The sequence below is a fragment of the Stenotrophomonas sp. LC732 genome (assembly GCF_052446685.1).
Classification (GTDB): Bacteria; Pseudomonadota; Gammaproteobacteria; order Xanthomonadales; family Xanthomonadaceae; genus Stenotrophomonas; species Stenotrophomonas muris.
The window spans coordinates 4776234-4789310 of record NZ_CP199214.1 but is presented as its reverse complement, the minus strand read 5'-3'; the positions used below and the strand labels follow the sequence as shown (position 1 = coordinate 4789310).

At 68.8% G+C, this 13077-nt stretch carries 10 protein-coding genes; 5 read left to right on the top strand and 5 right to left on the bottom strand.

Annotation, left to right across the window (positions count from 1 at the left end):
- The first annotated feature begins 14 nt into the window (after nucleotides 1-14).
- Nucleotides 15-872 carry a membrane protein gene (locus ACT6SE_RS22505; protein ID WP_046428023.1) on the top strand — a complete coding sequence of 286 codons (858 nt, stop codon included), beginning with the start codon at nucleotides 15-17 and terminating at the stop codon, nucleotides 870-872.
- Between the two features lie 122 nt (nucleotides 873-994).
- On the opposite strand, the gene ACT6SE_RS22500 is transcribed toward ACT6SE_RS22505, so the two are convergent.
- The 3 genes from ACT6SE_RS22500 to ACT6SE_RS22490 form a co-directional block, all read right to left on the bottom strand.
- Nucleotides 995-2440: an ExeM/NucH family extracellular endonuclease gene (locus ACT6SE_RS22500; RefSeq protein WP_014645574.1), complete on the bottom strand. Its 1446-nt coding sequence runs from the start codon at nucleotides 2438-2440 to the stop codon at nucleotides 995-997.
- Nucleotides 2441-2648: 208 nt separating this feature from the next.
- Nucleotides 2649-3167, bottom strand: coding sequence for a c-type cytochrome (locus tag ACT6SE_RS22495; protein WP_014035592.1), 519 nt, complete (start codon nucleotides 3165-3167; stop codon nucleotides 2649-2651).
- A gap of 208 nt (nucleotides 3168-3375) precedes the next feature.
- The gene (locus ACT6SE_RS22490; RefSeq protein WP_014645572.1) at nucleotides 3376-3993 is read right to left on the bottom strand and encodes a TetR/AcrR family transcriptional regulator; all 618 of its coding nucleotides are present in this window, start codon (nucleotides 3991-3993) and stop codon (nucleotides 3376-3378) included.
- Between the two features lie 159 nt (nucleotides 3994-4152).
- On the opposite strand from ACT6SE_RS22490, the gene ACT6SE_RS22485 reads away from it, so the two are divergent.
- The 3 genes from ACT6SE_RS22485 to ACT6SE_RS22475 are packed head-to-tail and all read left to right on the top strand — an operon-like array spanning nucleotide 4153 to nucleotide 8961.
- Nucleotides 4153-5316 (top strand): isovaleryl-CoA dehydrogenase, encoded by a 1164-nt coding sequence (locus ACT6SE_RS22485; RefSeq protein ID WP_014645571.1) that lies wholly within the window; start codon nucleotides 4153-4155, stop codon nucleotides 5314-5316.
- A 10-nt stretch (nucleotides 5317-5326) separates the two neighbouring features.
- Nucleotides 5327-6937, top strand: coding sequence for a carboxyl transferase domain-containing protein (locus ACT6SE_RS22480; protein WP_046427997.1), 1611 nt, complete (start codon nucleotides 5327-5329; stop codon nucleotides 6935-6937).
- Nucleotides 6938-6945: 8 nt separating this feature from the next.
- Entirely contained in the window at nucleotides 6946-8961 is a 2016-nt protein-coding gene (locus ACT6SE_RS22475; protein ID WP_414616865.1) for an acetyl/propionyl/methylcrotonyl-CoA carboxylase subunit alpha, read from the top strand.
- A 19-nt stretch (nucleotides 8962-8980) separates the two neighbouring features.
- Here ACT6SE_RS22475 and ACT6SE_RS22470 read toward each other — a convergent pair whose 3' ends face one another.
- Nucleotides 8981-10147 (bottom strand): putative peptide maturation dehydrogenase, encoded by a 1167-nt coding sequence (locus ACT6SE_RS22470; protein WP_046427993.1) that lies wholly within the window; start codon nucleotides 10145-10147, stop codon nucleotides 8981-8983.
- A gap of 138 nt (nucleotides 10148-10285) precedes the next feature.
- On the opposite strand from ACT6SE_RS22470, the gene ACT6SE_RS22465 reads away from it, so the two are divergent.
- Nucleotides 10286-10579, top strand: coding sequence for an NHLP-related RiPP peptide (locus ACT6SE_RS22465; protein ID WP_014645567.1), 294 nt, complete (start codon nucleotides 10286-10288; stop codon nucleotides 10577-10579).
- Between the two features lie 7 nt (nucleotides 10580-10586).
- Here ACT6SE_RS22465 and ACT6SE_RS22460 read toward each other — a convergent pair whose 3' ends face one another.
- Entirely contained in the window at nucleotides 10587-13076 is a 2490-nt protein-coding gene (locus tag ACT6SE_RS22460; RefSeq protein WP_046427990.1) for a putative peptide modification system cyclase, read from the bottom strand.
- Between the last annotated feature and the right edge of the window lies 1 nt (nucleotide 13077).

The window sequence follows — 13077 nt, the reverse complement described above, 5'->3', positions numbered from 1 at the left end:
CCTGTGCCCGCCCCATGCTCTATCTGTCACTGGCCGTGATCTGCAGTGTGCTGGTTTCGGTGTTGTTGAAGGTGGCCGCACGCCGCCAGCTGGATGTTGCGCAGATGGTCACCTGGAACTATCTGGTGGCGGCAACGCTCACCGCCGTGGTGCTGCAGCCACCGCTGGATGCGCTGCGCGCGCCGCATGCGCCGTGGCTGTCACTGCTGGCGCTGGCGGTGGTGCTGCCCTCGATCTTCCTGGTACTGGGCCGCGCGGTGGCGGTGGCCGGCATCGTCCGCAGCGACGTGGCGCAGCGGCTGTCGTTGCTGCTTTCCCTGGCCGCCGCCTTCCTGTGCTTCGGCCAGACCGCAACGCCCTGGAAACTGGCCGGCCTGGGCCTGGGCCTGCTGGCGATGGTGGCCATCAGCCTGCGCCCGCGCGGCCCGGCGGTGGCGTCCTCACCCGGCGGCTGGGGCTGGCTGCTGGGCGTATGGGCCGGATTCGCAGTGGTGGACGTGCTGCTCAAGCAGGTGGCGCTGTCCGGCACGCCGTCGATGGCGGCGGTGCTGGCCAGTTTCAGCGTCGCCTTCGTGCTGATGCTGGCAATGCAGCTGTGGCGGCATGTCAGTGGCCGCAGCCGACTGGCCTGGCGCAACCTCGGCGCGGGTGCACTGCTGGGCCTGCTCAATGGCGGCAACATCCTGTTCTATGTGCATGCGCACCAGGCGATGCCAGAGAGCCCGGCCACCGTGTTCGCCGGCATGAACATCGGCGTGGTGGTGCTGGGCGCGCTGGTAGGCATGTTCGTCTTCGGCGAGGCCACCACGAAGTGGAACCGCGCGGGACTGGCGCTGGCGGTGCTGGCGATCGGGATGATCGCCTGGGGGTGAGCGATACCCGGGGTCGGATCCCATTCCCACGGAATGGGCTCTGACCCCTACGCCTCAGACCCCGCGATGCCTTGAGTCAGAGCCCATTCCGTGGGAATGGGATCCGACCCCGGCCTGGCGCGTTACTTGTCGAAGCCCAGCAGCAGCGGGTCGTGGTCGGAGCTGCGCCACGGGCCCTGCACGTTGCGGCCCTGGTAGCCGCTGGCGTCCTGCTCGTCGGCGTTGCTGTGCCATTCGGCGGCACCGCGCAGGCGCCTGGCCATGCCCGGGTTCAGCAGCGCGTGGTCGAGGCGGCCGGTGTAGCCGTTGTAGACGTAGCTGTAGGGATGCTCGACCTTGGCAACCTTGAACGCGTCCTGCCAGCCCAGATCATGCAGGGCGCGGATCGGGTCTTCCATCGCGTAGGCATTGAAGTCACCCAGCAGCACCGCGTCCCTGGCGCCGGTACCGGTCGGATCGGTCTGCAGCCAGGCGTGCAGCTGCTGCGCCGACGTCACACGGGTGGCGTTCCAGCAGCCCTGATTGTCGTTGCGATCGGCGTCGGCACCGGCCGCGTCACGGCAACCCTTCGATTTGAAATGGTTGGCAACCACCACGAACGGCGCCCCCTGCTTGCCCTGGAAGGCCTGCGCCAACGGTACGCGGCTGTGCTCGACGAACGGGCCGCCGGTCAGCGTGGCCGGCTTGCCGACCGGCTGCAGGCGCGTGCTGCGATAGATGATGCCGACCCGGATCGGGTTGTCGCCGGGGCCGTTGCCGGCGTCGACGAAGCGCCAGTCGCCCTGCGCGCCGCGGTCGCGGTTGAGCGCATCGACCAGTTCGGCGATGGCCGACTGCGGGCCGTAGCCGTCGTTCTCCAGTTCCATCAGCGCAGCGACATCGGCGCCCAACGCATTGACCGTGGTGACCAGCTTGGCGAGCTGCGCCTTGTGCTCGTCCAGCGTGCGCGCGCCGCGCAGCGTCGGGAAGCCACCGCCCTGGCCGTCACCATTGAAGAAATTCTCCAGGTTGAAGGCGGCCACGTGCAGGCTTCCCGGCACCGTGGGTACTGCCGGGCGCTTCAGTTCCGGCAGCTTCAGCGCGCCTTCGACCTGCAGGCGCGGATGGCCCTGCGCGTCCACGCGCACGATGCCCTCCACGTTGCGCAGCTGCATGCCGGTGCGCAGCACCGGGTTGCCCGGCAGGTAGGGCACGCTGGCGGGGTCGCGGGCATCGCTGCCATCCTCCAGCACCAGGCGGCGGCGCCGGTTGTCGGCCATCACCTGCTCATAGCCGGCAGTGCCCGGCGCGGCCACTTCGGTCGGCTGCCAGAGGCGGCCATCGAACGCCACCGTGAGCTGGCCGAAGTGCTGCAGGCCATCGGTACCGGCCAGGGTGAGCGGCGCGGCGATGCGCACGCGCTGCCCATCCAGCGCGCGCCAGTCGGCCGGCGCAGCGGTCAGCACCACAGTGGCGCTGCCGCGCGCGACGGAGGGCGGCGCGACCGGCGTGGCCTGCGGCTGGGCCTGGGCAAAGGCGCCGGCCGGCAGCAGCAGGGACAGGGCAAGGGCGAGGGAACGGCGGCGCATCAACGGGCGACTCCATGGAAGAGGCGCACAGACTAACCCTGAAATGCGAAACCCCGCCTGCGCAGCGGGGGCATATGAGCGATCAGGCCTCGGTGGGCAAAGCCGGGGGATCGTAGAGCCGAGCCCATGCTCGGCTGCACCTGGCCACACCGCGCGGAGCGCAGCCGAGCGCGGGCTCGGCTCTACAGGAAGCGGCGCGTTGCGGCGGTTACTTCAGGTTGCCCAGCATCCAGTCCACGGTGGCGTGGATCTGTTCTTCGGTCAGCGCCGGGTTGCCGCCCTTGGGCGGCATGATCCCGCCGTCGGGGCCGGTATAGCCCTCGATGGCGTGCTTGTAGAGGGTGTCCTTGCCCTGCGCGATGCGCTTGTCCCAATGCGAATGGTCCAGCGTCGGTGCCATGCCCACACCGTTGGTGTGGCAGGCGGTGCACAGGTTGTCGAAGATCACCTTGCCATCCTTGGTGCCGCCGTAGGCCACCTGCGACGCCGCCTTGGCCAGCGCGGCGGCCTTGGCCGCGGCCTGCGCGGCGGCGCCGGTGCTGCCGGCATAGACCGCGCCGGTGGGCGAAATGCGCTGTTCGGTGCGCTTGGCCGCAGTGGGCGACACCTCGGGCGGAATCCGGGTGTGGATGTAGGCGGCAAGGAGGATGAGGCCGAGGGTGATGGTCGCCAGCAGCGCGATCACCATGGAGAAGCGTTTCAGGAACTCCAGATCGTAATTCCGCACTCTTCGTTACCCCTGGCTGATAGTCGTTGGACCACGGCTGAGCGACTGCGTGATGGACCGAGTATAGAACGCGCCTTGCGTGCGACAACAGGCGTCACTGCTGGTGCGGCGCAACATGCCGGGGGCTGGGGTCGGGGATGGGGTCAGATCCCTTTTGCGCCGCAAAAGGGATCTGACCCCAGCAACAGAAGCCGGCCAGCGGCCGGCGCTACCGGATTACCGGGGCACCGATCGCGCGCAGGCAGAAGCTGCAGATCGCATCCACCAGCGCGTCTTCGTCGCGGTGCGCTTCGCGGCTGGGCGCGGTCGGACCGACCATCGCTTCGGTGAAGGCGCCGACCAGGCACGCGGCGGCCACATGCGCGTCCTGCGCCGGCAGCTCACCGGCGGCCACGCCTTCCTCCACCAGCCGCAGGAACACGTCGCCGAACGCGCGACGTCCGCGCATGCGCTCGGCCTCCACGTCCGGATCGACCGGTTCGACGATGAAGGCGTGCGCCAGCCCCGGCCCGGCCAGGGCGCGGCGGACGAAGGCGGTGATTGCCAGCCGCAGGCGCTCGCTGGCCACCTCCGGACCGCTGGCGATGCGCTCCATGATCGCGACCTCGTGGGCCACCGCGGCGTTGAGCACCTCCACGAACAGCTCGGCCTTGGACGGGAAGTGGCGATAGATCAGGCCGGTGGACACCCCCGCCTGGGTCGCCACGGCGGTCACCGGGGCGTTGCGCCAGCCGCCGGTGGCGACCAGCTCGCGGGTGGCCAGCAGGATCCGTTCACGGGCGCCCGCCAGGCGTTCTTCCATCAATGCAGAGCGTTTATAGGCCATGTTCTGATTCTAGTTTCAATTTTTGAATTCGTATTCACTTCTTATCCGAACCCCGCTACGCTGGGGCCATCGCCCGTGCGGGTGGCGGTCCTGCCGACCGCCGCCCGCTCCCCCGCCGGGTGCGTCCATTCCCTGCCATCCCGCCGTGGAGCCACCACAATGCACGTGCCATCCCTGAACTTTGATCTTGGCGAAGACATCGACCTGCTGCGCCAGAGCGTGGCCCATTTTGCCGCCGCCGAGGTCGCACCGCTGGCCGCCGAGGCTGATGCCAGCAACCAGTTCCCGCTGGCCCTGTGGCCGAAGCTGGGCGAACAGGGCCTGCTCGGCCTCACCGTGGAAGAAGAATACGGTGGTACCGGCATGGGCTACCTGGCCCACGTGGTGGCGATGGAAGAAATCTCGCGCGCCTCCGGCGGCATCGGCCTGTCCTATGGCGCGCACTCCAACCTGTGCGTGAACCAGCTGCGCAAGAACGGCAACGAAGAACAGAAGCAGCGCTTCCTGCCCGGCCTGTGCAACGGCAGCCTGGTCGGCGCGCTGGCGATGAGCGAACCGGGTGCCGGTTCGGATGTGGTGTCGATGAAGCTGCGCGCCGACAAGCGCGGCGACCGCTACGTGCTCAACGGCAACAAGATGTGGATCACCAACGGCCCGGATGCCGACGTGCTGGTGGTCTACGCCAAGACCGACATGGAGGCCGGTGCCAAGGGCATCACCGCGTTCCTGGTCGAGAAGGGCATGAAGGGCTTCTCCACCGCGCAGAAGCTGGACAAGCTCGGCATGCGCTCCTCGCCCACCTGCGAGCTGGTGTTCCAGGACTGCGAGATTCCCGAAGAGAACGTGCTGGGCCAGGTCGGCGGTGGCGTGCGCGTACTGATGTCCGGCCTGGACTACGAGCGCGTGGTGCTGTCCGGTGGCCCGCTGGGCCTGATGGCCGCGGCCATGGACGTGGTCATGCCCTATGTGCACGAGCGCCACCAGTTCGGCGAACCGATCGGCAGCTTCCAGCTGATCCAGGCCAAGATCGCCGACATGTACGTGGGCCTGGGTGCCTGCCGCGCGTATGTCTATGCCGTGGCGCGCGCCTGCGACCAGGGCCGCACCACCCGCCAGGACGCCGCCGGTGCGATCCTGTACGCCGCCGAGAAGGCCACCTGGCTGACCGGCCAGGCGATCCAGATCCTCGGCGGCAACGGCTACATCAACGAATACCCGACCGGCCGCTTGTGGCGCGACGCCAAGCTGTATGAAATCGGCGCCGGCACCTCGGAGATCCGCCGCATGCTGATCGGCCGCGAACTGTTCCAGCGCACCCTGTAAGGCCACCGCGATGACCGTCCTGAACAGCCAGCTGCAACCGGGCAGCGAAACGTTTGAAAGCAACCGCGCGGCCATGCAGGCCGTGGTCGACGACCTGCATGCCACCCTCGCGCGCACCGCGCTGGGTGGCAACGAGGCGGCACGCGCCAAGCACACCGCGCGCGGCAAGCTGCTGGTGCGCGACCGCATCGACGCCCTGCTCGACCCCGGCAGCGCCTTCTTGGAAATCGCGCCGTTGGCCGCGCACGGCATGTATGAAGACGCCGTGCCCGCCGCGGGCGTGGTGGCCGGCATCGGCCGGGTGAGCGGCGTGGAATGCGTGATCGTGGCCAACGACGCCACGGTCAAGGGCGGCACCTACTACCCGATGACGGTGAAGAAGCACCTGCGCGCGCAGGAGATCGCCGAGCAGAACCACCTGCCGTGCATCTACCTGGTCGATTCCGGTGGCGCGTTCCTGCCGCTGCAGGACGAAGTCTTCCCCGACCGCGACCATTTCGGCCGCATCTTCTACAACCAGGCCAACCTGTCGGCGCAGGGCATTCCGCAGATCGCCTGCGTGATGGGCAGCTGCACCGCCGGTGGCGCCTATGTGCCGGCGATGAGCGACGAGACCGTGATCGTGCGCGAGCAGGGCACGATCTTCCTCGGCGGCCCGCCGCTGGTGAAGGCGGCCACCGGTGAAGTGGTCACGGCCGAGGAACTGGGTGGCGCCGACGTGCACACCCGCATCTCCGGCGTGGCCGACCACATGGCCGACAACGATCTGCAGGCACTGGCACGGGTGCGCGCGATCATCGCCCAGCTCAACTGGCGCAAGCCGGAACCGGCGATGGCGGTGCGGCCCCCTGAAGCGCCATTGCTGCCGGCCCATGAGCTGTATGGCGTGATCCCGGCCGATACGCGCAAGCCCTACGACGTTCGCGAAGTGATCGCGCGGCTGGTGGATGGCTCGCGCTTCGACGAGTTCAAGCCGCGCTACGGCGCAACGCTGGTGACCGGTTTCGCCCATCTGAACGGCTACCCGATCGGCATCATCGCCAACAACGGGATCCTGTTCTCCGAGTCGGCCCTGAAGGGCGCGCACTTCATCGAGCTGTGCACCCAGCGCAACATCCCGCTGGTGTTCCTGCAGAACATCACCGGCTTCATGGTCGGCCGCAAGTACGAACAGGGCGGCATCGCCAAGGACGGCGCCAAGCTGGTGATGGCGGTGGCCTGTGCCAGGGTGCCCAAGTTCACCGTGGTGATCGGCGGCTCGTTCGGTGCCGGCAACTACGGCATGTGCGGCCGTGCGTACTCGCCGAACTTCCTGTGGATGTGGCCGAACGCGCGCATCGGCGTGATGGGCGGCGAGCAGGCCGCCAGTGTGCTGGCCACGGTCAAGCGCGACGGCATTGAAGCCAAGGGCGGCCAGTGGCCGGCGGCGGAAGAGGATGCCTTCAAGGCACCGATCCGCGACCAGTTCGAACAGCAGGGCCACCCGTACTACGCCAGCGCGCGCCTGTGGGACGACGGCGTGATCGATCCGGCCGACACCCGCCAGGTGCTGGCGCTGGCGCTGTCGGCCAGCCTCAACGCCGCCCCGCAGCAGACGCGCTTCGGCGTGTTCCGCATGTGACCCGTGCCATGACCGAGCACGCTCCTATGAAGCACGTTGCCATGTTCAGCAAAGTCCTGATCGCCAACCGCGGCGAAATCGCCTGCCGCGTCATCGCTACCTGCCGCCGCCTCGGCATCGCCACCGTGGCGGTGTATTCCGATGCCGACCGCAACGCACGCCATGTGCGCCTGGCCGACGAAGCCGTCCACATCGGCCCGGCCGCCGCACGCGAGAGCTACCTGCGTGGCGATGCCCTGCTTGACGCCGCGCGCGCTACCGGCGCACAGGCCATCCACCCCGGTTACGGCTTCCTGTCCGAGAATGCCGACTTCGCCGATGCCTGCGCCGCCGCCGGCATCACCTTCATCGGGCCACCGCCCAGCGCCATCCGCGCGATGGGTGACAAGAGCGCGGCCAAGGCGCTGATGGCCAAGGCCGGTGTGCCGCTGACGCCGGGTTACCACGGTGACCAGCAGGCGCCGGACTTCCTGCGCGCGCAGGCCGATGGCATCGGCTACCCGGTGCTGATCAAGGCCAGCGCCGGTGGCGGTGGCAAGGGCATGCGCAAGGTCGAACGCAGCGAGGACTTCGTCGATGCGCTGGCCAGCTGCCAGCGCGAGGCGGCCTCGGCGTTCGGCAACGACCACGTGCTGGTCGAGAAGTACGTCGAGCGCCCGCGCCATATCGAGATCCAGGTGTTCGGCGACAGCCACGGTGAGGCGGTCTACCTGTTCGAGCGCGACTGCTCGGTGCAGCGCCGCCACCAGAAGGTGCTGGAAGAAGCACCCGCGCCGGGCATGAGCGCGGAACGTCGTGCTGCAATGGGCAAGGCCGCGGTCGATGCCGCACGCGCAGTGGGCTATGAGGGTGCGGGCACGGTGGAATTCATCGCCGGCCCGGACGGCGATTTCTACTTCATGGAAATGAACACCCGCCTGCAGGTCGAGCACCCGGTCACCGAATACATCACCGGCACCGACCTGGTGGAGTGGCAGCTGCGCGTGGCTTCGGGCCAACCGCTGCCGCTGCGCCAGGACCAGCTGGCCGTCCACGGCCACGCGATCGAAGCGCGTCTGTACGCCGAGGATGCCGACCGTGGCTTCCTGCCCTCCACCGGCACCCTGCGCCGCCTGCGCCTGCCGGCAGCGTCGGCCAACGTGCGCGTCGATACCGGCGTGGAGGAAGGCGACAGCATCACCCCGTACTACGATCCGATGATCGCCAAGCTGATCGTCTGGGACGTGGACCGCGACGCCGCGCTGCGCCGCATGAGCCAGGCCCTGGCCGACTGCCAGGTGGTGGGCGTGACCACCAACGCCGGCTTCCTGCGCCGCCTGGTGAATACCGATTCGTTCGCGCACGCCAGGCTGGATACGGCGCTGATCGAACGCGAACAGGCGGCATTGAGTGCCGTGGGCGACGCGGGTGCGGACCTGTGGCTGCTGGCCGCCGTGGCCGCGGTGGCAAGCACGGCGCCCGCCAGCACCGACGTGCGCGATCCGCATTCGCCGTGGCGGTCACAGGATGGCTGGCGGCTCGGTGCGTCCGCGCCGCGCGTAGTGCCGCTGCAGCAGGGCGAACGCAAGCACACGCTGAAGGTGTGGGCGCAGGCCGATGGCTGGCGCGTGCAGTGCGATGACACTGCACCGGTGCGGGTGATCGGCACGGCCGATGTGCACGGACTAACGGTGCAGCTGGGCGAGCGCCGCGGGTCGCTGCAGCTGCTGCGCGACGGTAACCAGCTGTACCTGTTCGGCGCCGACGGCCAGCACCGCTTCACCCTGCATGATCCAGTGGGTGAATCGGACCACGCCGTGGCCGACGCCGGCAGCCTGCTGGCACCCATGCCGGGCAGGATCGTGGCCACGCTGGTCGCGGCCGGTACCGAGGTCAAGCGCGGCACGCCGCTGGTGGTGCTGGAAGCGATGAAGATGGAGCACACCCTGCAGGCACCGGCCGATGGCACGGTGAAGGGTTACCGTGCCAAGGCCGGCGACCAGGTCGGCGACGGCGCGGTGCTGGTGGACTTCGAGGCGACCTGATCGCCGGGGCGGCGGCCGCTCAGCGGTCGTCGCCCGTCGCCACCCGCCCGGCCGGATCGAATTCGGCCGTGTCCAGCGTGGCACTGCGCCAGCCCAGGCCACAGATGGCCATCGCGCTCTGGCCGATGCCATCGAACCCAAAAGCACGATCGACATCGGCATCGTTGATCGCCGCTGTCACGAATGCTGCCAGCCCGCGCTCGGTGGCGCACAGGTACAGCAACTGCGAAATGTGGCCCACGTCCAGCGTCACCGCACGGTGCGCCTTGGCATGGTTGCGATACTTCCAGAAGCAGCGGTCATAACGCGGTGCCAGTACCAGCAGCGCTGGCGCATCGGCGAACCACGCCTGCCCGGACAGCATCCGCCTCGCCATCGCAGGCAACGCCTGCGGCGGTGGCGAGGGTAGCGGCAGCACGGCGTGCTGCACCGGATGATAGTGGTACAAGCCCGGCGCCAGTCCTTCCACGTTCTGCACCAGCAGGAAGCCCTCGGTGGGATGCAGGCCGCCACCGGAAGGCACGTTCTTCTTCAGGAACTCGGTATCGCGCTCGACCTTCTGCACCGCGTGCGCCATCAGCGTACGCTGCAGCACCTGGGCCAGCAGCGGCAGCGGCAACGCGCGCTGCGGGTCGAAATTGCGGCAGGTGGTGCGACGCGCCAGCAGTGCATCGAACGCGGCCTCTTCGCTGCGCGGCAGCGGCTGGTAGTCGCCCTGCATGGGCTGCACCACCGGCGGTGGCGGCCCCAGGCGCTGGCGCAGGCCGGCCGCGGTGTCCAACCCCTGCCGGCGCATGTCCTCCACGCTGTCCACGGCCTGCCAGCGCGCATGGCGATGGGCCAGCGCAGCCAATGGCCACCACTGGCTGCGCCGCAGCGCCTCGTCGCGCATCTGGTGCCCCACCTCGCTCGGTGGGTCGGTCAACAGCAGGCCCTGCTCGACCAGGCGGGCCAGCATGGCCGGGCAGGCATCGGCGGGCGGTTCGCTCCAGCGGTGCGCGCTGAGCCCGCCCAGCAGCTGGCGCTCCTCGGCGTCCACCGGCAGTGGCTGGTCCAGGTGGGCGGCCAGCGCCACCCAGCTGATCTGGCTGTCCATCTCGGCGTGGCCGGCCAGCATCGCGCGCAGGTCCAGGGTGACCGCCTCGCGAGGCTCGAACATCAGGCTGGCGCAGCGGCGCAGGCGCATCGGTTTCCTTCCTTGTGCCGCACAGCCGGCATAGCAGCAACGACCGCAGCGCGGCCAACTTTAGCGACGTGCACAGCGCGGCCCTCAATGGCAGGCTGTCGCGGCCGATAGGAGTAGCTCCACCTACGGACAATCCCCATGAGCCATCCCCGTCTTTCCGCCGCCGACGCCAGCACCCTGCTGGACCACCTGATCGGCAGCGAAGCGTTCCGCAGCCACTTCACCGCTTCGCCGGCCAAGGCCCTGGCCTCGATCGGGCTGGACGGTGCCGTTGGCGAAAACGACTGCATGAAGATCGGCACCCTGGCCTCGGTCGAGGAGCTGAGCCGCACCCGTGATTCGCTGCATGCGTACCTGAGTACCTCGACCGCCTCGATGACCGTGGTGTTCTGCTTCGAAGCCGACCGCATCGACGAGCGCGTCAACGCCTGAGTCCGCATCAGCGCGACACTCGCACCGACGTCGCCTCGGTGGCGATGTCGTGCACATTCAGGGGTTGCCAGACCTGCATGGACGCCACCTCGGCAATGGCCTGGCCGTGGTGCCGGGCCAGCCAGGCCTGCTCGCGACGCACGCCGGCAGTGTCCTGCTCGGCACGCAGTGCCTGCAGCAGCACAACGTGGGCCTGCACAGGTTCGCTGCCATCAAAGGTGGGCTCGAGCAGATGGCGTGCCGCCCGCGGACGCTGTTGCGCCAGTTCGGCCATCGCCAACACAACCCGACGCCACTTGCCCACCACAGGGCTGCGCTGCCGCTCCAGCAGTTCGCCATGGTCGCGCAGCCACTCTGCGGCCAGCGCATGCTGGCCCTGGCGCTGGGCCAGATAAGTCAGGGCCAGCAGCTGCAGGCTGCGGCTGCCCACGGCGGAGTCGTCGTTGTTCCGCAGCAGCGGCCGCAGCACGGCGGCAATGGATTCAAGCTCCTTCGCATCGCCGGCCGTGCACAGCGTGGTTACGGTGGCGTGCTGCAGGCGTTGATGGATCTGGTAGTCGATCAGATCCGGTGCTGGACCGTCCGCAGCAATCGCGGCATGCAAACTGCTGCAATCACGCTGCTCCGCAGCCACCAGCAGGTGGGCCCGCAGGCGCATGCGCTGTTGCAGGTCGTCCCCCCGCGGCAACCGCATCAACAGCTGCTGCGCCTGTGCATCCAGGCCCTGCGCAACCAGCACGTCCACATCCAGGTCGTCGGCCTCGTCATTGCCGCGCAACATCCGTGCCTGGCGCAAGGTGCGCATTGCCTGCTGCGGCTGGCCGAGGCCCAGCTGTGCCCGCGCCAGATGGATGGTCGGATACAGCCGCAACGGGTCCTGAGGCACCGTCGCGGCGCGCGCATAGGGCTCGGCCTCGGTGAAGCGATTGTCCTGCAGCAACCCCCAGGAGGTATTGGACAGCCCAGCAAACGAATCCGGATAGATCTTGGCCAGTGCACGCCACTGTTCCAGCGGCCAGCCACCGGGTTCCAGTTCGGCCTGCCAGCCCTTCAGGTACAGGCGCTCACGCGCGGGCAGGCGCTGCTGCTGGGCCAGCGCGTGCTCCAGCGCGTCACGCGCGTCCGCGACCTGCGCGGTGCGCGCATGCAGCTTGGCCACGCCCATGTAGGCCAGGGCAAAACCGGGATCGATGTCGATCGCGGCCTGGTAGAGGTTGCGGGCTTCTTCGAAGCGACGCTGACCCAGTGCGCTCTCGGCCAGCGCGAACGCGCGCAGTGCGCGCAGGTCCTGGGTCGAGGCGCGCGGCAGCGGCAGGGATTGCTCCAGGCTGGCCACCGACTCGCCCAGTCCGCGACGCAGGCGACCGACCACGTCGTCCACGGCGAACACCATCTGGTCGGATCGATCGGCGGTGGCGGTGAAGGTCTGGATCACCTGGCCACTGCCCGGTGCGGCAACATCGATGGCCAGCTCGTAGCCACCGATCTTCTGCCGCACGGTCGGCAGCAGCACCGCGCGCGCGCCCTCCCGCACCGCCACATCGACCGCCGTATCGCGGTTGAGCCGGGTATCGCCCGAGAGCCGCGCCATTTCCAGGCTTTCGCGGATCTTGCCTTCCGACAGCACGTTCACGTAGCGCGACTGTTCCAGCGCGATCCGGATCGCGTGCCGCATCGAGTCATCGAAGATCGGATCGCCGGTGAGGTTGTCGACATCGCCAAGCACCACCCAGTCGCGTTCGGCGAAGGCAATGGCCGGCTCCGACCGCAGCAGCAGCCAGCCGCCCAGCACGGCCGCGGCAAGGATCAGGCCTTCGGCGGCCAGCACCAGCGGTTGCCGCCACAGCGGCAGGTCGCGGCGCGCCTTGGCGTTGGCGCGCGGCATGCGCAGCGGCGCCGAACCGATCTCGCCCACTTCGATCACTTCCTGCACCACCGGCACGCCCTTGAAGCGCCAGCGCCCGTGCGATTTCCACAGCAGGCGCGTGCCACGCTCGCCCAGTGCATCGGTGGCACGGCGGGTCAGCGATTCGGCCACCGCCGACAGCAGGATCTGGCCGGGGCGGGCCAGCATCATCAGGCGCGCCGCCATCGGCTTGGCCAGGCCTTCCACCTCCATCGACTTGGCACCGGCACGGACCGCCTCGGCACTGTTCTCCCAGGTCAGCACGTCGCCCACGTGCAGGCCGGCGCGCGCGCGCAGTTCAATCGCGCGCTGCTGGCCCAGCGCGTGCAGTTCGCGCTGGTAGTCCAGGGCGAAGCCCAGTGCGTCGACGACGCGCTCGAACAGCATGAACAAGCCATCGGAGCGATCGATCAGCTGGCCGTTCCAGCGCTGCTGCAGCACCAGTACCAGGCGATCGTGTTCCTGGAACAGGCTTGCCGCCGCCACATCGCCGATCCGCTCGACCAGCTGCAGCGAATCACACAGATCGGTGAACAGCAGGGCGCGCAGCTGTGGGCTATGCGGGGCTGACGTTCCGTTGTCGCCATTCATC